We start from the raw sequence: 19,675 nt of genomic DNA on the forward strand, positions 1-19,675 counted from the left end.
ATGGAGCTAAGCTTTTACATCACCGCTTTTGTTACGCTTTTTGTGGTGATTGACCCGATCGGCCTGACGCCGTTGTTTGTTGCGCTGACCAAAGGAATGCCCCGTGATCGGCGCAACGGTGTCGGATACCACGCGCTGATCATCGGCGCGATCCTGTTAACCCTGTTCGGGCTGTTCGGGGAAGCGGTTCTTGGCTTTGTGGGCATTTCCATGCCGGCGTTCCGGATCGCGGGCGGGATTCTGCTGTTTCTCACCGCCCTTGATATGCTGTTCGAACGGCGGACCCAACGCCGACAGGGTCAGGCCGACGCGCATCCGCCTGATCCGTCAGTGTTTCCTCTGGCAACTCCGCTGATCGCGGGTCCCGGGGCGATTGCGACGATGATCCTGCTGACCGGCGAGACAGGCGGGAGCTTCACCGCTATTCTTCTCGTTCACCTCGTTATGTTTCTGGTGCTTGGGCTGACCCTTGCGCTGTTTCTCATGGCCGGGTTGCTGGAAAAACTGCTGGGCGATGTCGGTGGCAACGTGGTGACGCGTTTGCTGGGGATGTTACTGGCGGCGCTTTCGGTTCAGTTTGTCGTCGATGGAATTTTGGCGCTGACACAACCGCTCTGACTGGAGTTTCAGAATGGATTCCAATGACTTCGGACGCGTTCTTTACTTTGTCCTGTTGCTGGCGGCGATCTTTGGTTCCTATCTGGTCTCGTCGCGTGAAAACCTTGGCAAGACGGCCCAGATGGCGGCGATCTGGGGGCTTATCTTTGTTGGTGTCATCGCGGCCGCCGGGTTGTGGCAGGACATCCGCGACGACATTGCGCCTCGTCAGGGTGTCATCGGCGAAGGCGGTCGGATCGAGGTGCCCATGGGCATCGATGGCCACTATCATCTGACGCTGGATATCAACGGAAAACCCATTCGTTTCATCATCGACACCGGCGCAAGCGATCTGGTTCTGACCCAGCGCGACGCCCGGGTCGCAGGCATCGATCCCAGCGCGCTGGCCTATCTTGGCCGGGCGCAGACGGCCAATGGCATGGTTCCGATTGCGAGGGTGACGTTGGACACTGTCGGTCTTGGCGATGTGATCGACCGTCAGGTCGGCGCCTCGGTCAACGGTGGCGAAATGCAGGGGTCATTGCTTGGGATGAGCTATCTCGGGCGGTTCGGACGGATCGTGATTACCGGGAACCGGCTGATTCTCGAACGTTGAAGCGATGATATTCCCTGATTGAAAAGGCCGGTTGTCGCGGGTTCACAACCCAAAGCAGAGCCGCCCGCTCATGCCTCGGCCTTCTTTTCCCACCGGCCCGACGCCTCGCTCCAATATTGCGCCGAACATCCCGCCTTGGTCAGTTCGCGCCACTGGCCGCGCGCCTTTTCCAGTTGCCCGGGATCGTTGCCGTCGAACAGCACGCAAACCCGCTCCAGCCGCGTCACCTCGTCTGCGGTCACGGCGGCCCCGTCGATGATCATCAAGCATTCGGCATTGTTGGCAATCGCATCGTCGGTGGTCAGCAGTACTGGCTGGTCGGCATCGAAATCACCCCCCGCCATGCCGTGCGGCAAAAACGGATCGCCGGTCAGCCACAACTGTTGATCCAACCATTCCATTCGCCGCAGATTGGCACCGCGAACGCAAACGCGCCAATCGGCACCGCGCGCCCGGGCAATCAGCGTCGGCAGCGTCTCTTCAAGTGGACGCTCGGTCAGATGATAGAAATACGCCGCGCCCATCAGGCCCCCGATCAGCTTTGCGGATCATAATCGCCGACGGTCCAGACATGTCCGCCCGGATCGCGGCAGGTGAAGGCGCTGCCGCCGTGATCCTGCGCCGTCAGCGGCAACAGGATCTCGGTGCCCGCGTCGCGCACCCGGGCAAAACACCCGGATACGTCTGCCATAACCGCATAAAGCGACACAGTCGCCCGGCCCCCAGTGTCAGCGGGCGAAATCATGAACTGGCCGAAATCGCCTTGCTGCGTGTCGGGGCCGAACATGAAGATGCCAGTGCCAAGGCGCAGTTGTGCATGCTGGATCGCGCCCGCCTCACCGCGAAAGACATTGTGTTCGGACAGGCCAAGCACATCGCGCAAAAACGTCAGCGCGGCCTCGCAATCGGAATATTTTGTCGCGGCGATCAGCATGGGATGCCCGGTTCACTCCTTGTCGGATTCGAACATATCACGGATCATCCGGTCAAGCGACAAGACCCCCCAGCCCGACGCGCCCTTGGGGGCATGGGTGCTGTCGGCGGTTGTGCTGGCGACGCCCGCGATATCGAGGTGGATCCACGGCGTGCCATCCTTGACGAACCGGTGGAGGAATTCGGCGGCGGTGATCGACCCGGCAGGGCGGCCACCGACATTCTTTACATCGGCGATGCGTGATTTCAGCTGTTTCGCATAGGCTTTGCCCAGCGGCATCCGCCACGCGCCTTCGCCCTCAGCGCGGGCCGCCTTCAGAAAGGCGTTGCACAGGGCGTCGTCGTTGGAGAACACGCCGGCGTTTTCGTGGCCAAGGCCGATGATGATCGCGCCGGTCAGCGTCGCCAGATCAACCATGCCCGTGGGCGCAAAGCGGTCCTGTGCATACCACATGACATCGCACAGAACCATGCGGCCCTCGGCGTCGGTGTTGATCACCTCGACCGTATCGCCCTTCATGGATTTCACCACGTCGCCCGGACGGGTGGCCCGGGCATCGGGCATGTTTTCGACCAGCCCGACCAAGGCCACGACGTTGGCCTGTGCCTTGCGCATCGCCAGCGTCTTCATCACGCCCGCAACGACACCGGCACCGCCCATGTCCATGGTCATGTCTTCCATTCCGGCGGCGGGTTTCAGCGAAATACCGCCGGTGTCAAACACCACACCCTTGCCGATCAGGGCAAAAGGCGCCTCTTGCTGGCCACCTTTCCACTGCATCACCACAACCTTGGAGGGGCTGTCGCTGCCCTGCCCCACGGCCAGCAGCGTGCGCATTCCGAGCTTTTCAAGATCGGCTTCTTCCAGAACCTCGACCTCGACCCCAAGATCGGACAGTTCACTCAACTGCCGGGCAAATTCGGTGGTGGTCAGCACATTGGCCGGCGCATTGACCAGATCGCGGGTAAAGAAAACGCCCGCAGCCCGGGCCGCGATCAGATCGGCCATGCCGTCGCAATTTTCAGGTTTAGAGACCATCACGGTGACGGCCCCGGCACCGGCGGGGCGATCGCCGCTGCGCTGATCGGCATAGTCATAGGCGCGCAAGACGGCACCCTGCGCGATATCGCGCACCCCCCGCGCCGAACCGGCCATGATCACAACTGGCTTTTCCCCTGCGCCAGCACCGATCGCGACACCGGCAGCCAAGGCATCGGGGCCAGAGGCATTGCGAGGCAGCTTTACCACCTGCACCACATCCGCCGCCATGCCACCCGGGAACGACAGGTCAAGTGCCGCGCCCTCATCCAGCTTTTTAAAGGCATCGCTTTCCAACAGCCGGGTCAAGGCGCCCTTGGTCAGGCGGTTGATCCGCCGCGCCGCCAGGTCGAGCTTTTCGGGATCGCCGATCAACAGGGCAATGCGGCCCGTCAGCCCGGCAATGGCATCAATGTCGGTGGCGGCGAAAGAAACGGCGGCGGGGGTGGTCATTGGGGCAGGCTCCGGACTGGGAAATTTGCGCAGAACCTAGCCCCCCGCCCGGTCATTGACCAGAAGGGAGTTTTCCCGCGCCGCCGCATCGTCTAAGGTCGTATCAAATGGCGTAAGAACCAAGAGGCGCGGGTGGCCAAATTCGACCGATACATGCTGTCACAGTTGATGTGGGTCTTCGGCTTTTTCTCGCTGGTGCTTGTGCTTGTCTACTGGTTGAATCAGGCGGTATCGCTGTTTGACCAATTGATCGCCAATGGCCATTCGGCGCTGGTGTTCCTTGAATTCACTGCGCTGTCTCTGCCCAACGTGATCCGGGTGGTACTGCCGATTTCAGCCTTTGCCGCGGCTATCTATGTCACGCACCGCATGGCGCAGGAAAGCGAGCTGGTTGTGGTTCAGGCGACCGGTTACAGCCCGGCGCGGATGGCGTGGCCGGTTCTGGTGTTCGGGGTGATCGTTGCGCTGATGATGTCGGTGCTGTCCCATCTGTTGGTCCCTGCCAGCCTGACCCAGCTGACCGACCGCACGGCCGAAATCTCGGAAAACGCGACGGCGCGCCTGTTGAAGGACGGTGAATTTCTGCATCCTTCGGACGGGGTGACGTTCTATATCCGCGAAATATCCCCCGAGGGTGAATTGCGCGACATCTTTCTGGCCGACGCGCGCAAACCCGGCGAAAGGACCAGCTATACCGCCGAACGCGCGCTGTTGCTGCGCAGCGATACCGGCCCCAAACTGTTGATGTTTCAGGGCATGCTGCAATCGTTCGACCTCAAATCGCGACAGTTGGCGATCACACGGTTCAGCGAATTTGCCTTTGATGTCGGCGCGCTTGTCGATCTGCCCCGATCCGGACCGCGCAGAATCAAACAGGTTTCGACCGCCGAACTGCTGTCACCTGACGCAGCACTGGTCGCGGAAATCGGTCAGAGCGCTCCGGTGCTGCTGTATGACGGCCACGCCCGGTTCACCGAGGCGCTGATCGGGATGGTCACGCCACTGGTCGGGTTTGCAGTGCTGCTGATGGGTGGATTTTCGCGCTTTGGTATCTGGAAACAGGTCGTCGGAGCGGTGTTGTGCCTGATCGTCATACAACTGTTCGACAACGCGGTGACCGATGTTGCGCGTCCAAAGGGGCTGTGGCCGCTGGCCTATACGCCCGCCCTGCTGGGGGCGGTCATGGCTGGCACCTTCCTGTGGATCGCCGCACACCCGGCGCTGTTCCGGCGACGGGCGCGGGTGGTGGCCCGATGATCCTGCACCGGTATTTCGCGCGGCGGTTTCTGATATCGTTCCTTGGCGTTCTTGGCGTGTTCATGGCGATCCTGATGCTGCTGGATCTGGTTGAACAGGTGCGCAAGTTCGACAGTGGCGACGTGCGGTTCATCGAGATGGTGGGTCTTGCGCTGCTGCATGTGCCCGAAAGCCTGTACCGCATCCTGCCGCTGGTGACGATTCTGTCGACGCTGACCTTGTTCCTGTCGCTGGCACGGACCTCTGAATTGGTGGTGACCCGGGCCTCGGGCCGGTCTGCGCTGCGCGCCCTCTCCGCGCCGTTGGCGGTGGCTCTGCTCATCGGCATTGTTGCCGTGACGGTCTTCAACCCGATCGTGGCCGCCACATCGAAACAATACGAGGCGGCGGCAAACCGGTTGGGACAGGTGCCTGCCAGCGTATTGTCGTTCAGTCGCGATGCCCTGTGGCTGCGACAGGGCGATACCGACGGGCAGACGGTGATCCGGGCCGAGCGGGCCAATCTGGACGGGTCCGAACTGTTTACCGTCACCTTTATCACCTTTTCCGCAAAGGGTGGACCGTCTCTGCGGCTTGAGGCCGCCAATGCCCGGCTTGGCGATGGCGAATGGCGGCTCAGGGGGGTCAAGGTCTGGCAACTGGACACCCCGAACCCCGAAACGACGGCAACGCTCTATCCCCAGTATACGCTGCCATCGACCCTGACGCGCAATCAGATCCTTGACAGTTTCGCCACCCCTTCGGCCATCCCGATATGGGAACTGCCGGGGTTCATCACCCAGCTGGAAAGTGCCGGGTTCTCGGCGCGCAAACATCTGGTCTGGCTGAACATGGAACTGTCGATGCCGCTGTTGCTGGTGGCGATGGTGCTGGTGGGGGCCGGATTCACCATGCGACACACCCGGTTCGGGCGCACCGGACTGATGGTCATGCTGGCGCTGACAATGGGGTTTTCTCTGTACTTCATACGCAATTTCGCACAGATCCTCGGTGAGAACGGCCAGTTGCCGGTGATCCTGTCGACCTGGGGTCCGCCGGTGGCCGCGATCCTGCTGCCGCTTGGGCTGCTGTTACACTGGGAGGATGGATGATGCGTCGGCTGATGATATTGCTGGCGCTGATTTTTCTGTTCCAGTTCCCCGGGGGCGGCAAGGCACAGCAATTGGCCACATTGGTGGCCGACCGGGTAGAGCTGACCGGGCAAAACACGCTGGTTGCCACTGGCAACGTCGAGGTGTTGTATCAGGGCACCCGGCTACAGGCGCGGCGTGTCACCTATTCAAGCGCGGGCGAAACCCTTTTGTTCGACGGGCCGATCACCCTGGTTGAAGGCGACGGACGGGTGATCCTGATCGCCGAGCAGGCAGAGCTCGATTCCGGGCTGCGCAACGGGATCCTGACCTCGGCGCGGCTGGTGCTGGATCAGCAGTTGCAACTGGCCGCGAACGAGATTGCGCGCGTCGACGGCCGTTATACCCAACTCAGCAACACCGTCGTGTCGTCCTGCGAAGTCTGCGCCGGCAACCCCGTGCCGGTGTGGGAAATTCGCGCACGTCGGGTGATTCACGACAAGGTGGAACGGCAGATCTACTTTCAGAATGCCCAGTTCCGCTTTCTGGGCGTGCCAATATTCTATACCCCCCGTCTCCGCCTGCCCGATCCAAGCCTGACCCGCGCGACCGGTTTCATGCTGCCGTCGCTGCGCACCACGTCACGCCTGAAAACCGGGGTGAAGGTGCCGTATTTCATCCGCCTGAACGATCAGATCGACCTCACCCTGACACCCTATCTGTCCTCCGCCACACGCACGCTTGATCTGCGGTATCGCCATGCCTTTCGGGCGGGCGATCTGTCGTTCGAGGGGGCGATCAGCCGCGACAACCTGCTGGTGCCGCGGCAAACCCGCTACTATCTGTTTGGCGAGGGGCGTTTCGATCTGCCGCGCGACTTCAAGCTGGATTTCGATATCGAGATCGTCTCGGACACTGCCTATCTGATCGATTACGGGTTTTCCGACAAGGACCGGTTGGACAGCGAAATCAAACTCAGCCGGGCGCGTGCCCGCGATCTGTTCCGCGCCAGTGTTACTGATTTCCGCACCCTGCGTGACTCCGAAGAGGCGATCCGCGATCAACTGCCGCGCACCTTTGCCAACGTCAGCTATGAACGGCGCATCGCGCTCATCGGCGGCGAATTCCGGCTGGGGTTCGACGCGGCCAGCCTGACACGCACCAGCAATGCGCCGGGCGTGGGGCGCGATGTCAGCCGGATTGGCGTCTCGGGCGCATTTCGCCGCGACTGGACCCTTGCCAACGGCATGTTGGCCATCGCGGAAATGGGAATTCAGGCGACCACCTATGACACGCGCCAGGATCCGAGCTTTGCCACGACCACCGCGCAGATCACGCCGCGCGCCATGATCGAACTGCGCTGGCCGTTCCAACGGACCGACAGCAGCGGTGCCTATCACCTGCTTGAACCAGTGGTGCAACTGGCCTGGTCTGAGACCAACGGCAATGCCGTCCCGAACGAGGATTCGGTGCTGGTGGAATTCGACGAAGGCAATCTGTTCGATCTTGGCAGGTTCCCCGGTGAAGACGCCCGCGAACAGGGCAGCCGCGCCAATATCGGACTGCGCTGGACCCGTTATGACCCGGCAGGATGGACCCTGGGCGTGACTGTGGGCCGGGTGCTGCGCAATGCCGCCACGACGCAGTTCGCTCCGGGCACCGGGCTTGCAGGCAAAAAATCCAACTGGCTGGCGGCCGGACAATTGCGGATCGCCGACCGGTTGGCGGTGACCCACCGCGCCCTGTTTGACGACGGATTCGATTTCACCCGCAGCGAGACCCGGCTGGCCTGGCAGAATGAACGTACCGCCATCGGATCGTCCTATTTGTGGATGATTGCCGAACCGACGGAAAACCGCCCGATCGCGACCCATGAACTTGCCGTTGATGCCGCCTACCGGATGTCGCGCCATTGGACAGGACGTCTGGACGGGCGGTTTGATCTGGCCGCAGACCGCGCCTCGAAGGCCGGATTGGGGCTGGAATACCGGTCCGAGTGTCTGGTTGTCGATCTTTCGCTCTCGCGTCGGTTCACATCATCGACTAGTCTGTCGGCAAGCACGGATTTTGGACTAAACGTGTCGCTGGCCGGGTTCGGATCGGGGCGCAACGATGAATCTTATCGTCGGCGGTGCAGCCGTTGACGCCGGGCGACCAAATAAACCGGCGCACAATGCGCCGACAGAACCACGACCACAGGGGGGCAGGCACCCGATGCTGAAGCAGTTTTTCATTCGCTGCGCGATTTCGATGGCGCTGGCGGGCAGCGTTTTTACGGCTCTGCCAGCCATGGCGCAGAACCTTTTCGCGCCGGCGGTTCAGGTCAACGAACGGGTGATCACCCACTATGAACGGGATCAGCGGGTGCGGATGATCCAATTGTTCCGGTCTCCGGGTGTCCCCGAGGTTGAGGCGATGAAGGCGCTGATCAACGAGCGCCTGCAACTGGAAGAAGCACAACGTGCGGGAATCAGCGTCACCACGGACGAGGTGGCCGAAGGAATGGGCGAATTCGCCAGCCGCGCCAACCTGTCAGGCGAAGAATTCACCAAGGCGCTGAATCAAGCCGGGGTCGACACCGAAAGCTATCGTGATTTCGTTGCCGCCGGACTTGCCTGGCGCAAGGTGATCCGGGAACGGTTCGCAGGACGCGTCAACCTGAGCGAATCCGATATCGACAAGGCAGTCAAACGCCAGTCGACCTCCCCGGTCAACGTCCGGGTGCTGCTGAGCGAGATCATCCTTCCCGCCAACACCCCCGCTGCCGCTGCTGCCGCCGAGCGCCGCGCCAGCGAGATCAGTCGCATCTCCACCCTGCCCGCCTTTGCCAGCGCCGCGCGCAATTATTCAGCGTCGCCGTCACGCGGGGCCAGCGGACGGATCGATTGGATGCCCATCGGCAACCTGCCCCCCGCCATCGCGGCGCAGGTGCTGTCGCTGCCCGTGGGCGGCGTGACTCAGCCGATTCCGGTGCCCAACGCCATCGCCCTGTTCCAGGTACGCGCGATCGAGGAATCCGCCACCGCAACTGCGGCAACGACCGAGGTCGACTATGCTGCGTTCTATATCGCAGGCGGGCGCAGCGCCGCCGCATTGGCCGAAGCGGCGCGGGTCCGTGCACAGATCGACACCTGCGAAGATCTTTATGGCGTCGCAAAGGGCCTGCCCGCCCAACAACTGGAACGGGTTACGGCGCCCCTGTCTCAGGTGCCCGGCGATGTGGCGCTGGAACTGGCCAAGCTGGACGAGAACGAAGTCAGCACCGGCCTGACCCGCGCCGACGGTCAGACACTGGTGTTCCTGATGCTGTGCAACCGGGGTCATGCCGCGAACGAAGAGGCGCCGGTCGACCGGGAGGCCGTGCGCACGCGCCTGCTGAACGAACGGTTGTCCTCGATGGCCACGGCGCTGATGGCGGAACTGCGCGCCAATGCCACGATCGTGTATCCATTAAAGGCCGCAAATTATGATGGCACTCGCCCCGATAGCACTGACCTGCGGTGATCCATCCGGCATCGGCCCGGAAATCGCACTGGCCGCATGGCGGAAGTTGGGCGCGCGTTTGCCGTTTTTCCTGATCGGTGATCCCCGCCATCTGCCCGGTGGCGCGCCCGTCGCGCCGATCCGTCATCCGTCCGAGGCGCTTTCCGCCTGCGCCAGTGCCCTGCCCGTTCTGCACCATGAATTTGCCGCCCCCGCTACTCCGGGCAAGCCTGTTCTGGCCAACGCCCAGGGCGTTGTCGACGTGATTGCCCGCGCCGTGGATCTGGTCGGACGCGGTGACGCGTCGGCGATCTGCACCGGGCCGATCAACAAGAAGGCGCTGAAGGTCGGCGTCGACTTTGCCTATCCCGGACATACCGAATATCTGGCAGCACTGGCCGGGGTTGACCGGGTGGTGATGATGCTGGCCTGCGACGCCCTGCGCGTGGTTCCGGTCACCATTCACATCCCGCTGAGCGAAGTCCCCGCGGCCCTGAGTGCCGAACTCTTGCGCGACACCCTGCGCATCACCCACGCCGCATTGATCCGCGACTTTGGCATCACTGTACCAAGGCTTTTGGTGGCCGGACTGAACCCGCACGCGGGCGAAGGCGGCACCATCGGCCACGAGGAGATATCGGTAATCAGCCCGGTCATCGCCGCCCTGCGCGACGAGGGAATGGCGATATCCGGGCCCCTGTCCGCCGACACGATGTTTCACCCCGCCGCCCGCGCGCAATATGATGCCGCCGTCTGCATGTATCACGATCAGGCGCTGATCCCGATCAAGACGCTGGACTTCGCCAGTGGTGTAAATGTGACGCTGGGCCTGCCCTTCATCCGTACGTCGCCCGATCATGGAACCGCCTATGACATCGCCGGGCGGGGCCTGGCCGATCCGTCATCTCTGATCGCGGCCCTGAAAATGGCGCGGGATATGGCACTGGCCCGGGGGCAGGTTCAGGGCAAGGTTTGGAAACAGCAATGAACCGGCAACGCGCGTGGTGATCCTGGCCCCTCCGGGGGGAGTATTTTGGCAAAGAAGAAGCCGATGAGCGGGTTGGACGATCTGCCATCCCTCGCACGGGTGATCGCAAACCATGGGCTGGCCGCGAAAAAATCGCTGGGGCAGAACTTTCTGCTCGATCTCAACCTGACGGAAAAGATCGCGCGGCAGGCGGGCGATTTGCGGGACTGCGATGTTCTGGAAATCGGGCCCGGCCCCGGTGGGTTGACTCGGGGATTGCTGAGCCAGGGCGCGCGCCGGGTGCTCGCGGTTGAGAAAGATGCCCGCTGCCTGCCAGCACTGGCTGAAATCGCGGCTCTCAGCGACGGACGGTTACAGGTGGTGCAGGGGGATGCGCTGGATATCGACGCGGCGTCGATGCTGACGCCGCCGGTGCGGATCATCGCCAACCTGCCCTATAATGTCGGAACGGAACTGTTGGTTCGTTGGCTGGACCCGGGTGTCTGGCCACCGTTCTGGCAGAGCCTGACCTTGATGTTCCAGCGCGAGGTGGCCGAGCGGATCGTGGCGCAACCGGGGGGCAAGGCCTATGGCCGGCTGGCGATTCTTTCCCAGTGGCGAACCACACCGCGCATCGTCATGACGCTGCCACCGGAAGCCTTTACCCCCGCGCCCAAGGTGCATTCCGCAGTCGTGCATTTCACCCGGCTGGACGAACCGCGGTTCCCGGCTGATCCGAAGGTGTTGCAGCGAGTCGTCGCAATGGCCTTCAACCAGCGGCGCAAGATGTTGCGCGCTGCGTTGAAGGGCGCGGCACCGGATATCGAGGATCGCCTGCGCTCGGTCGGAATTCCGCCCACGGAACGGGCGGAACAGGTGTCGCTTGAAGGGTTCTGCGCTTTGGCCCGCGCTTTGGAGAATTAACGACGGTGCCGGGAAACCGGCAGACCGGGTTTATTCGGCCGCTTCGGGGGTGTCGTCTTCGGCGGTTTTCGCCTTTGCACGGGTGCGCGGACGGCGGGGTTTCTTGACCGCAGGTTCCGGCGCGCTCTCGGGTGTATCGACCAGCCCGGACTCAGAGTCCCGGTCGTCCCCATCGGTGGTTTCGATCACATCAACATTGTGCTGTGGCGCCGGCTTTGGGGCACGGCTGCGTGTGCGGGGCGCACGGGGCGTCGGAGTTTCCGCCTGCACCGGAGCCGGTTCGGACTCGCCTGAAACCTCGGCGGATTTCTGCGGCTCGGCCCGGGACGTATCGCGCGGATAGGGTTGTTCGCCCCCCGGTTGCTGGGATTCGTTCCGGCGGTTGTCTTGCTGATCGTTCTGCTGGTCGTTCGGATCGTTTTGCTGCCGGTCATTTTGCTGCCGGTCGCGCTGTTGCTGATCGTTTTGCTGCCGGTCGCGCTGCTGTTGATCGCGCTGCTGTTGCTGCTGATCACGCTGCTGCTGCTGGGCGATTTCCTGATCGCGTCGCGCGTCGATCTCGCGCTGGGCCTCGCCAAGCAGACGCAGGTAATGTTCGGCGTGCTGTTGAAAGTTCTCGGCTGCAACCCGGTCGTTGGAGAGTTGCGCATCACGGAACAACTGATTGTACTTATCGATGATTTGTTGCGGCGTGCCGCGCACCTTACCCTCGGGGCCGGAACTGTCGAACACGCGGTTGACGATGTTCACGCCAGACCGGTTGTTGCTGTTGCTGTTAGTGCGGTTGCTTTTTGACCGCGAACGGGACTTCGAAGATCTCATGAGTGTCGTGTTCCAGCGTTGGGAGCAGGCCATAGGACCGCCATTCTGAGCGTCCGGCCAAGCGGTTTGACCCTGTGAAAATCTATCACCCAGCCGCGGGCGGTAATCGGGTCGTTTGCGAAATGCGGGCGGTCGGTTCAGGGGGCGGCGGTAAGTCTGCCCGGCCTGTACAATCTTCACAAATCATGCCGGACGCGGATTTACAAGCGAAAATCGCGTGATCCCGACAGGTTTCAACCGGGATGGCGCGCCGCAACCACCCGATCACGACCGTCCAGATCATGAAAGATGGTGATATCGCTCAGACCCGCCGCAGAAAGAAGCGCACCGACCGGCTCTGCCTGCGTCGGACCGATCTCCAGCAATATGCGACCACCGGGCAACAGGTGGTCCCGGCATCCTGCGGCAATCCGGCCATAGGCGGTCAGACCATCGGCCATATCGCTCAGGGCCAGCGCGGGTTCGTGGTCGCGCACCTCGGGGGGCAGCGCCGGCATTTCGCTGGCCGCAATATAGGGCGGATTGCTGACGATCAGATCGAAACGTCCGGTGACATCCGAAAACCAGTCAGACCGAACCAGAGAGAGCCGGTCGGCGACGCCGTGGCGCGCTGCATTTCCTTTTGCCACCTGCAACGCGTCAGGCGAGATATCTGTGGCGATTCCGTTTGCATCCGGGCGGGCCACCAGCAGTGAAATCGCGATACAGCCAGTTCCGGTTCCAAGGTCGAGAACGCGTGAGAAACTCTGCGCAAGAGCCTGTTCCACAAGGGTTTCCGTTTCCGGACGCGGTGACAGCGTCGCATGGGTGACGGCGAATTCCCCTTGCCAGAACGCCTTGAAACCGAGGATCTGCGACACGGGCATACGTCCGGCGCGCTGGCCGATCATCGCGTCGAACCGGACGCACACTTCCGCCGAAACAGGGTCGCCCAGCACCAATGTCACCCGCCCCGGCGCAATACCCATCGCCGCCGCGAGCAGAAGCCGCGCATCCCGGGCCGCGCCGTCGATTCCAGCGAGCGCCGCGATGCCCCGGCGCAGCAGGTCGGCCCCGGTCATTGGCCGTGTTCGGCCAGCATCCGCGCCCGGTCGTCGGACACAAGCGCGTCGATAATATCGCCCAGATCGCCCTGCATCACCTGATCCAGCTTATAAAGCGTCAGGTTGATCCGGTGATCGGTCATTCTCCCTTGGGGAAAGTTATAGGTGCGGATGCGTTCGCTGCGATCACCGCTGCCGACCTGTGAACGCCGGGTGGCAGAGCGTTCTCCATCAACGCGGGCGCGTTCGGCATCATAAAGCCTGGCCCGCAGCACACCCATGGCGATCTCGCGGTTGCGATGCTGTGATTTTTCGGCGCTGGTGACGACGAGGCCGGTGGGGATATGAGTAATGCGCACCGCCGAATCAGTGGTGTTGACGTGCTGCCCGCCTGCCCCGCTGGCGCGCATCGTATCGATGCGGATATCGGCGGGGTCGATGGCGATATCCACCTCGGCTGCCTCGGGCAGAACCGCGACGGTGGCGGCCGAAGTGTGAATACGTCCGCCCGATTCGGTTTCCGGTACTCGCTGAACCCGGTGCACGCCGGATTCGTATTTCATACGCGCGAATACGCCCTCACCACGGATGTTGGCGATCACTTCTTTGATGCCGCCCAGTTCGGTCTGTTGTTCGGTGACGATCTCGAATTGCCAGCCCTGTTGCTCGGAAAATCGCTGATACATCCGCAGAAGATCGCCCGCGAACAGGGCTGCCTCCTCGCCGCCAGTGCCGGGGCGGATCTCCAAAATCGCGGGCCGGGCATCGGCGGCATCTTTTGGCAAAAGCGCAAGCCGCAAATCGTCCTCCAGCCCGGGAAGTGCCGCCTTGATGATGGCAATCTCTTCTTCGGCCAGATCGCGCATTTCGGGATCGCGCAGCATCTGTTCCGCCTGAGCCCGGTCATCGAGCAGCGTGCGATAGGCCGCGATCTGCATTACCACCGGGCGCAGTTCGGCATATTCCCGCCCCAGCGCGGCGAGATCGCCGCCGCCCTGAGACATCGCTGCCTCGAGATATTCGAATCGTTCGGCGATTTGCGCCAGTCTGTCGAGAGGAACCATCCCAGCGGCTTCGCTCAGACAAGGGATTTGGTCAAGGGCCGCCACCGTGTTAGAATTCGGAAATGCGTAGTATTGCCGCCCTGTTCCTGTTCGTGGGTTCCGCACTGCCGCCCGCACTGCCCCCAATATTGGCAGGCGCCGACGGCGCGGCGGGGCGCGCCATCGACTGTTATTGTACCGACCGCCAAGGCGCGCGTGTCGAACTCGGGCAAAGCATCTGCCTGGACGTCGGCGGGCGCAGGTTCACTGCGCAATGCCAGATGTCGCTGAACGTGCCCATGTGGCGCGAAATCTCCAATGGATGTCTTTCCTCGTCACTCAGCGGCCGGTTCGGTGCTGGCCAGACTTTGCCGCAAAGCACCGTACCAACGATTGACCCGGTCCCGGTTCACACGCAAATCTGACTGGCCGAACCGTGCCCGCGCCAGAACCGCCAGCGTCGTGCCTTCGCCATAGGGAACTGCCGCGACTGTGGTGAAATCTGGAAACCCCCAGAGCCGCGACCGCGTGACATAGGTGATCCGCCCTGCCGCCACGTCGCCCTCGACCCGGGCGGTGCGCGGCTCGTCCATCACAATCCGGTCGAAGGCTGCAAGCAGTATCTCGCCCTGCGTATCGAATTCCTGCCACGCTGCATCGCCGCCCTCGGGGCGCACCAGCCAACCCTTCGCGCCGGGCTGTGCTGCGGTCAGTGGGTCGACGTTCCATTGCGCACCGTCCACCGGCGCCAGTCGCACAAAAACTGTCCCGGCCACCGCCAGCCCGATCACCGCCAATGCAAGAAATTTCAGCATGCTGACCCTCCGGTTTCTTCTTTGTCCAAATACTCAATCCCACGGCGCAACCCGGCGCAGCGGATCAGATCACTCTCACAGACCATCCGGGGTCTCACTGTTCCGCCCGCCTGGTCCACGCCCAGAGACAGATCAGCTCCATCGCCAGATGCGCCGCCGCGATCGCTGTGGCCCCGGTGGTGTCATAGGGCGGCGACACTTCGACCACGTCACCGCCGATCATGTTCACGCCCGCCAGTGCCCGCAAGATCGCGGCTGCCTGCCAGCTGGCCAATCCGCCCCAGACCGGCGTTCCGGTGCCCGGGGCAAAGGCGGGGTCCAGCGCGTCAATGTCGAAGGTCAGATACGTGGGGTGATCGCCGACAATGCGCCGCACCTCCGCCGCCACGGCATCCGGGCCGAGCCTGTGGCAGGTCGGAGCGTCGATGACGTTCATCCCAAGATAATCGTCGCATTCCGTGCGAATGCCGATCTGGACCGAGCGGGTTGGATCGACCAGTCCCAGCTTGACCGCCTTGTACATGAAGGTCCCGTGATCGATCCGCGCCATGTCGTCGTCGGCCCAGAGATCGGAATGGGCATCGAACTGGATCACCGACAGGGGTCCGTGCACTTCGGCGTGGGCGCGCAGGATCGGCAGGGTAATGAAATGGTCGCCGCCAAGGGTGAGGCACCCTGCGCCCGAAGCCAGAATCCCTGCCACATGGGCCTGAACCAGCCCCGGAAAACTTCCGGTATCGGCATAGTCGAACGCCATATCACCGTGATCAGTCACGGTGAACTCCGACAGCGGGTCAAACCCCCAGCCAAAAGGCGGATCAAAGGCCTGCAGGGCCGATGCCTCGCGGATCGCGCGAGGGCCGAACCTTGCGCCGGGCCGGTTTGTCACTGCCTGATCAAAGGGCACGCCGGTCACTGTCAGATCGACACCGGTCAGATCCTTGGTATAGGCGCGACGCAGAAACGACGTAGCACCGCCAAACGCATTCTCGAACGCCAGACCGCGTCGATCTTTCCGGGTAAAGGCCATATCGACCTGAGTTTTTGCATCCTCTAGCGCCATGTGCTTTCCATCATTGGTTCCTGAACATCTCTGCAGGGCGCCCGAATTTTCAATGAAAATTCGCGCCCCGCCACGACTCTAGCACTTATGATGCCGGTTGTGCCCTTTCGACCAGCCGCGCAAAGAAAGATGCACCCAGCGGCGCGATTTCATCATTGAAGTCGTATTTCGGATGATGGCAGAGCGCCGTTTTCCCCTGCCCGAGGAACAGATAGGCACCGGGCCGCTCCTCGAGAAAATACGAAAAATCCTCTGCCCCCATCTGTCGCTCGCCAATGGTATCCACCCGCTCGGCCCCTGCGACTTCGGCCGCGACCTCGGCGGCAAAGGCGGCGCTGTCGGGATCGTTGATCGTCGGGGGATAGCCGCGCTCGAATCTCAGATCGCCCGACACCCCGAATCCGGCCGCGATACCCGAGATCAGCGCGCTTATCCGCGCCTCTGCCATGTCCATGATCGCCTGATCGAACACCCTGACGGTGCCTGCGAACCGGGCCACAGATGGCACGATATTGGTCGCCGTGCCGGTTTCGATCATCGTGACCGAGATCACCAGATCTTCGATCGGCTTGTGATTGCGCGACACGATGGTGTCGAAGGCCTGGATCATCGCCAGCATCGGCGGAATCGGGTCGACGCAGTCATGGGGAAAGGCGGCATGGCCCCCCGTACCGGTGACCGTAACAAAAAAATCGGCAGTTCCCGCCATCATCGGCCCCGGCGCCGCCTGAAACGTGCCCGCCGGCGTTTCGGGTGCATTGTGCATGGCAAAAACCCGGGCAATGGCGAACCGCTCCAGAATGCCTTCGCGCACCATCACGTCGCCCCCGGCGCCCCCTTCTTCGGCGGGCTGAAAGATCAGCGCGACACGACCGGCGAAATTCCGCGTTTCGGCCAGGTATTTTGCCGCCCCGAGCAGCATTGTGGTGTGCCCGTCATGGCCGCAGGCATGCATCAGGCCGGGAGTTTCGCTGGCATAGTCCGCGCCGGTCTCCTCACGGATCGGCAATGCATCCATATCGGCGCGCAACCCGATGGTCGGCCCCGCACCGCGTCCTTCGATAATCGCGACGATCCCGGTGGTGGCGATGCCTTCATGCACCTCGTCCACCCCGAATTCGCGCAGCCGTTCAGCAACGAAAGCCGCCGTCTTGTGCAGATCGAACCCCAGTTCCGGGTTTCGGTGCAGCCAGCGGCGCCATTCCTTCATGTCGTCGGCAAATTCGGCGATACGGTTGACGACCGGCATGTGGACTCCGCAGTTGGGCGATGTGACACAGGCACGATCTCAGAGAACCGGGGCAAGGTAAATGACCAAGCGCGATCCGATCCATTCCCATCCTCGCGACATGTCGCGCCTGACCGAGATCATGCGCCGCCTGCGCGACCGTGAGACTGGCTGCCCCTGGGACATCGAACAGGATTTCACCTCGATCGCACCCTATACAATAGAAGAGGCCTATGAGGTCGCCGACGCTATCGACCGGGGCGACATGACCGAGTTGAAGGCCGAGCTGGGCGATCTGTTGTTCCAGGCGGTTTATCATGCGCAGATGGCCGCCGAGGCGGGGCATTTCACTTTTGATGACGTGGTGAACGGCATCGCCGACAAGATGATTGCGCGCCATCCCCATGTCTTTGAGGCCGAATCCCGTGACAAGTCGGCCCTGCAACAGACCCGCGACTGGGAGGCGCTGAAAGCGCGCGAACGTGCGACCCGGCAGGAAACCGGCGTATTGGACGGGGTCGCCCTTGGCCTGCCTGCGTTGATGCGTGCCGAAAAGCTGCAAAACCGTGCGGCGCGTGTTGGATTTGACTGGCCCGACACGTCTTTCGTCCTGGACAAACTGATCGAAGAGGCGCGCGAGCTGGTCACCGCCCCCGATGCCGCATCGAAAGCCGACGAAATGGGTGATCTGCTGTTCGTCATGGCAAATCTGGCCCGGCATCTGGACATCGACCCCGAAACCGCCCTGCGCGGGACCAACGCCAAATTCGTCCGCCGGTTTGAATTTATCGAATCCGCCCTGCGCGAACTGGGCAAAACGCCCGCACAGTCGGATCTGGCGGAAATGGACGCCCTGTGGGATGCCGCGAAACACCACGAGAGACAGATACCCGAGTGATCCACTCAGGTATTGACCCAACTAAAAGAGTCAGATTAAACGTGACCAACGTCAACCGGAGGTTACAATGACTGTTCGCACCCTGACCCTAGCCACATCGCTTGTCGCGCTGGCGGCACCTGCCTTTGCGGCAGAGGTCAATATCTATTCCTATCGCCAGCCTGAACTGATCCAGCCGTTGCTGGACGGGTTCACCGCAGAAACCGGCATCGATACCAATGTCGCGTTTATCGAAAAAGGCCTGGTCGAACGGCTGAAGGCCGAAGGCGCCCGTTCGCCCGCCGATATCATTCTGACCGTCGACATATCGCGTCTGTCCGAGGCGAAAGAGGCCGGCGTGACACAGGCCGTCGAATCCGAAACGCTGAACGATCACATTCCTGCCGCCCTGCGCGACACCGAAAATCACTGGTTCGGCGTCACCTATCGCGCGCGCATCGTCTATGCCAGCAAGGACCGCGTCGCGCCCGGCGAAGTGACAACCTATGAGGATCTTGCCGATCCGAAATGGAAGGGGCGCATCTGCACCCGGTCGGGAACTCATGTCTATAACATCGGACTGTTGTCCGCCGTGATCGAACATGACGGTGCCGAGGCAGCCGAAGAATGGGTCACCGGCGTCAAGGCGAATCTGGCGAAACGGCCCGAAGGCAATGACCGCTCGCAGGTTAAATCGATCTGGGCCGGGGAATGCGACATCTCGCTTGGCAACACCTATTACATGGGCGCGATGCTGAAAGATCCGGAACAGGCGGAATGGGCCAATTCGGTGCGCATCGAATTTCCGACCTTCGCCGACGGTTCCGGCAGCCATGTCAATATTTCGGGCGTGTCGATGACAGCCTCTGCCCCGAATCGCGACGAGGCGCTGGCGTTCATGGAATACCTCGCATCCCCCGAGGCACAGGCGATCTATGCGAATGTGAACAACGAATACCCCGCCGACCCCGAAACACCCCCCTCCGAACTGGTCAGCAGCTGGGGCAAGATTGTGCCTGACGATACCGATCTGACGGCCATTGCGGCGCACCGCGGCGAGGCCCTGAAGATGATGGAGCGGGTCAACTTCGACGGTTGAACGCCGACAGCTGAATACGTGGCCCCGGGCAGCGCTGCTCCCGGGGCCATTTTTGATTAGTCCGCATTGTTTTCGGTGTCGGTTTCAGTCCGGGCGCGCGCCGTCTTGCATCGACTGAACCATCCGAACCCGTCTTTGGTCAGCCCGGGGACAAATCCCCCGCAGTCCTGTCGAATTGTTGGAATCGGGCGATGAAATCGCGCCTTGGTCTTTGCAGGCCCAACCGGTCGCGATCTGATGGGGATGCCAGCCTGCCTGCGAAATATACCCGGACAAAACACCGGCGGCCGCCCCCGAGGGGGCGGCCATCTGATCACAAAAGGATCATTCCGAAGACAGTAATTAA

Annotated in this window: 20 protein-coding genes; 11 read left to right on the forward strand and 9 right to left on the reverse strand. The window is 62.3% G+C overall.

The annotated features are described in order from the left end of the window. The gene (locus FQ320_RS00325) at window positions 1–618 is read left to right on the forward strand and encodes a MarC family protein (RefSeq protein ID WP_148468912.1); all 618 of its coding nucleotides are present in this window, start codon (window positions 1–3) and stop codon (window positions 616–618) included. A gap of 13 nt (window positions 619–631) precedes the next feature. Continuing rightward, complete coding sequence (locus FQ320_RS00330; protein ID WP_148468914.1) at window positions 632–1,213, forward strand: TIGR02281 family clan AA aspartic protease; 582 nt, start codon at window positions 632–634, stop codon at window positions 1,211–1,213. Between the two features lie 68 nt (window positions 1,214–1,281). Here FQ320_RS00330 and FQ320_RS00335 read toward each other — a convergent pair whose 3' ends face one another. From FQ320_RS00335 to FQ320_RS00345, 3 genes are read right to left on the reverse strand one after another with little or no spacing between them, the layout of a single operon-like run. Further along, window positions 1,282–1,737, reverse strand: a complete 456-nt coding sequence (locus FQ320_RS00335) for a DNA polymerase III subunit chi (RefSeq protein WP_148468916.1) — start codon at window positions 1,735–1,737, stop codon at window positions 1,282–1,284. Between the two features lie 11 nt (window positions 1,738–1,748). Beyond that, complete coding sequence (locus FQ320_RS00340) at window positions 1,749–2,147, reverse strand: VOC family protein (RefSeq protein ID WP_148468918.1); 399 nt, start codon at window positions 2,145–2,147, stop codon at window positions 1,749–1,751. Between the two features lie 12 nt (window positions 2,148–2,159). Continuing rightward, window positions 2,160–3,638 carry a leucyl aminopeptidase gene (locus FQ320_RS00345; RefSeq protein ID WP_148468920.1) on the reverse strand — a complete coding sequence of 493 codons (1,479 nt, stop codon included), beginning with the start codon at window positions 3,636–3,638 and terminating at the stop codon, window positions 2,160–2,162. Between the two features lie 132 nt (window positions 3,639–3,770). On the opposite strand from FQ320_RS00345, the gene lptF reads away from it, so the two are divergent. The 6 genes from lptF (at window position 3,771) to rsmA (ending at window position 11,339) form a co-directional block, all read left to right on the forward strand. Further along, window positions 3,771–4,895, forward strand: a complete 1,125-nt coding sequence (gene lptF / locus FQ320_RS00350; RefSeq protein ID WP_255509312.1) for an LPS export ABC transporter permease LptF — start codon at window positions 3,771–3,773, stop codon at window positions 4,893–4,895. Continuing rightward, complete coding sequence (lptG, locus tag FQ320_RS00355) at window positions 4,892–5,986, forward strand: LPS export ABC transporter permease LptG (RefSeq protein WP_148469477.1); 1,095 nt, start codon at window positions 4,892–4,894, stop codon at window positions 5,984–5,986. The genes lptF and lptG overlap by 4 nt, the downstream gene beginning before the upstream one ends. Beyond that, entirely contained in the window at window positions 5,983–8,109 is a 2,127-nt protein-coding gene (locus tag FQ320_RS00360) for an LPS-assembly protein LptD (RefSeq protein WP_255509313.1), read from the forward strand. The genes lptG and FQ320_RS00360 overlap by 4 nt, the downstream gene beginning before the upstream one ends. A 70-nt stretch (window positions 8,110–8,179) precedes the next feature. Beyond that, complete coding sequence (locus FQ320_RS00365) at window positions 8,180–9,469, forward strand: peptidylprolyl isomerase (RefSeq protein ID WP_187393727.1); 1,290 nt, start codon at window positions 8,180–8,182, stop codon at window positions 9,467–9,469. After that, window positions 9,435–10,436, forward strand: a complete 1,002-nt coding sequence (pdxA, locus tag FQ320_RS00370) for a 4-hydroxythreonine-4-phosphate dehydrogenase PdxA (protein WP_148468924.1) — start codon at window positions 9,435–9,437, stop codon at window positions 10,434–10,436. Before FQ320_RS00365 ends, pdxA begins: the two co-directional genes overlap by 35 nt. A 63-nt stretch (window positions 10,437–10,499) precedes the next feature. Further along, entirely contained in the window at window positions 10,500–11,339 is an 840-nt protein-coding gene (gene rsmA, locus FQ320_RS00375) for a 16S rRNA (adenine(1518)-N(6)/adenine(1519)-N(6))-dimethyltransferase RsmA (RefSeq protein WP_148469482.1), read from the forward strand. Window positions 11,340–11,369: 30 nt separating this feature from the next. On the opposite strand, the gene FQ320_RS00380 is transcribed toward rsmA, so the two are convergent. From FQ320_RS00380 to prfA, 3 genes are all read right to left on the reverse strand, one after another. Beyond that, complete coding sequence (locus FQ320_RS00380) at window positions 11,370–12,194, reverse strand: DUF4167 domain-containing protein (protein ID WP_370513000.1); 825 nt, start codon at window positions 12,192–12,194, stop codon at window positions 11,370–11,372. A gap of 200 nt (window positions 12,195–12,394) precedes the next feature. After that, window positions 12,395–13,222 (reverse strand): peptide chain release factor N(5)-glutamine methyltransferase, encoded by an 828-nt coding sequence (gene prmC, locus FQ320_RS00385; RefSeq protein WP_148468928.1) that lies wholly within the window; start codon window positions 13,220–13,222, stop codon window positions 12,395–12,397. Continuing rightward, a complete protein-coding gene (gene prfA, locus FQ320_RS00390; RefSeq protein ID WP_148468929.1) occupies window positions 13,219–14,268 on the reverse strand; it encodes a peptide chain release factor 1 in 1,050 nt (349 codons plus the stop codon). Before prfA ends, prmC begins: the two co-directional genes overlap by 4 nt. Before the next feature lie 62 nt (window positions 14,269–14,330). Here prfA and FQ320_RS26255 point away from each other — a divergent pair, with 62 nt between their 5' ends. Beyond that, complete coding sequence (locus FQ320_RS26255; protein ID WP_370513001.1) at window positions 14,331–14,672, forward strand: hypothetical protein; 342 nt, start codon at window positions 14,331–14,333, stop codon at window positions 14,670–14,672. Here the strand turns inward: FQ320_RS26255 and FQ320_RS00400 are convergent. The 3 genes from FQ320_RS00400 to FQ320_RS00410 all read right to left on the reverse strand — a co-directional run bounded on the left by FQ320_RS00400 (window position 14,583) and on the right by FQ320_RS00410 (window position 17,374). Beyond that, complete coding sequence (locus tag FQ320_RS00400; RefSeq protein WP_148468931.1) at window positions 14,583–15,062, reverse strand: DUF1499 domain-containing protein; 480 nt, start codon at window positions 15,060–15,062, stop codon at window positions 14,583–14,585. The two genes, FQ320_RS26255 and FQ320_RS00400, sit on opposite strands and share 90 nt — an antisense overlap. 94 nt (window positions 15,063–15,156) lie before the next feature. Further along, window positions 15,157–16,125, reverse strand: a complete 969-nt coding sequence (gene speB / locus FQ320_RS00405; RefSeq protein WP_148468933.1) for an agmatinase — start codon at window positions 16,123–16,125, stop codon at window positions 15,157–15,159. Window positions 16,126–16,210: 85 nt separating this feature from the next. Further along, window positions 16,211–17,374 (reverse strand): M20 aminoacylase family protein, encoded by a 1,164-nt coding sequence (locus FQ320_RS00410; RefSeq protein WP_148468935.1) that lies wholly within the window; start codon window positions 17,372–17,374, stop codon window positions 16,211–16,213. Window positions 17,375–17,435: 61 nt separating this feature from the next. Between FQ320_RS00410 and mazG the strand changes: the two genes are divergently transcribed. Both mazG and FQ320_RS00420 read left to right on the forward strand, forming a co-directional pair. Continuing rightward, complete coding sequence (mazG, locus tag FQ320_RS00415; protein ID WP_148468937.1) at window positions 17,436–18,251, forward strand: nucleoside triphosphate pyrophosphohydrolase; 816 nt, start codon at window positions 17,436–17,438, stop codon at window positions 18,249–18,251. A 67-nt stretch (window positions 18,252–18,318) separates the two neighbouring features. Next, the gene (locus FQ320_RS00420) at window positions 18,319–19,329 is read left to right on the forward strand and encodes a Fe(3+) ABC transporter substrate-binding protein (protein WP_148468939.1); all 1,011 of its coding nucleotides are present in this window, start codon (window positions 18,319–18,321) and stop codon (window positions 19,327–19,329) included. Window positions 19,330–19,675: the final 346 nt, after the last annotated feature.

The organism is Oceaniovalibus sp. ACAM 378, assembly GCF_008085915.1.
Taxonomy (GTDB): domain Bacteria; phylum Pseudomonadota; class Alphaproteobacteria; order Rhodobacterales; family Rhodobacteraceae; genus Oceaniglobus.

What these genes read in the sequence shown, in the direction of transcription:
- FQ320_RS00325 (WP_148468912.1), top strand. Translation starts at nt 1, where the DNA reads ATGGAGCTAAGCTTTTACATCACCGCTTTTGTTACGCTTTTTGTGGTG.
- FQ320_RS00330 (WP_148468914.1), top strand. Translation starts at nt 632, where the DNA reads ATGGATTCCAATGACTTCGGACGCGTTCTTTACTTTGTCCTGTTGCTG.
- FQ320_RS00335 (WP_148468916.1), bottom strand. Translation starts at nt 1,737, where the DNA reads ATGGGCGCGGCGTATTTCTATCATCTGACCGAGCGTCCACTTGAAGAG.
- FQ320_RS00340 (WP_148468918.1), bottom strand. Translation starts at nt 2,147, where the DNA reads ATGCTGATCGCCGCGACAAAATATTCCGATTGCGAGGCCGCGCTGACG.
- FQ320_RS00345 (WP_148468920.1), bottom strand. Translation starts at nt 3,638, where the DNA reads ATGACCACCCCCGCCGCCGTTTCTTTCGCCGCCACCGACATTGATGCC.
- lptG (WP_148469477.1), top strand. Translation starts at nt 4,892, where the DNA reads ATGATCCTGCACCGGTATTTCGCGCGGCGGTTTCTGATATCGTTCCTT.
- FQ320_RS00360 (WP_255509313.1), top strand. Translation starts at nt 5,983, where the DNA reads ATGATGCGTCGGCTGATGATATTGCTGGCGCTGATTTTTCTGTTCCAG.
- FQ320_RS00365 (WP_187393727.1), top strand. Translation starts at nt 8,180, where the DNA reads ATGCTGAAGCAGTTTTTCATTCGCTGCGCGATTTCGATGGCGCTGGCG.
- pdxA (WP_148468924.1), top strand. Translation starts at nt 9,435, where the DNA reads ATGGCACTCGCCCCGATAGCACTGACCTGCGGTGATCCATCCGGCATC.
- rsmA (WP_148469482.1), top strand. Translation starts at nt 10,500, where the DNA reads ATGAGCGGGTTGGACGATCTGCCATCCCTCGCACGGGTGATCGCAAAC.
- FQ320_RS00380 (WP_370513000.1), bottom strand. Translation starts at nt 12,194, where the DNA reads ATGGCCTGCTCCCAACGCTGGAACACGACACTCATGAGATCTTCGAAG.
- prmC (WP_148468928.1), bottom strand. Translation starts at nt 13,222, where the DNA reads ATGACCGGGGCCGACCTGCTGCGCCGGGGCATCGCGGCGCTCGCTGGA.
- prfA (WP_148468929.1), bottom strand. Translation starts at nt 14,268, where the DNA reads ATGGTTCCTCTCGACAGACTGGCGCAAATCGCCGAACGATTCGAATAT.
- FQ320_RS26255 (WP_370513001.1), top strand. Translation starts at nt 14,331, where the DNA reads ATGCGTAGTATTGCCGCCCTGTTCCTGTTCGTGGGTTCCGCACTGCCG.
- FQ320_RS00400 (WP_148468931.1), bottom strand. Translation starts at nt 15,062, where the DNA reads ATGCTGAAATTTCTTGCATTGGCGGTGATCGGGCTGGCGGTGGCCGGG.
- speB (WP_148468933.1), bottom strand. Translation starts at nt 16,125, where the DNA reads ATGGCGCTAGAGGATGCAAAAACTCAGGTCGATATGGCCTTTACCCGG.
- FQ320_RS00410 (WP_148468935.1), bottom strand. Translation starts at nt 17,374, where the DNA reads ATGCCGGTCGTCAACCGTATCGCCGAATTTGCCGACGACATGAAGGAA.
- mazG (WP_148468937.1), top strand. Translation starts at nt 17,436, where the DNA reads ATGACCAAGCGCGATCCGATCCATTCCCATCCTCGCGACATGTCGCGC.
- FQ320_RS00420 (WP_148468939.1), top strand. Translation starts at nt 18,319, where the DNA reads ATGACTGTTCGCACCCTGACCCTAGCCACATCGCTTGTCGCGCTGGCG.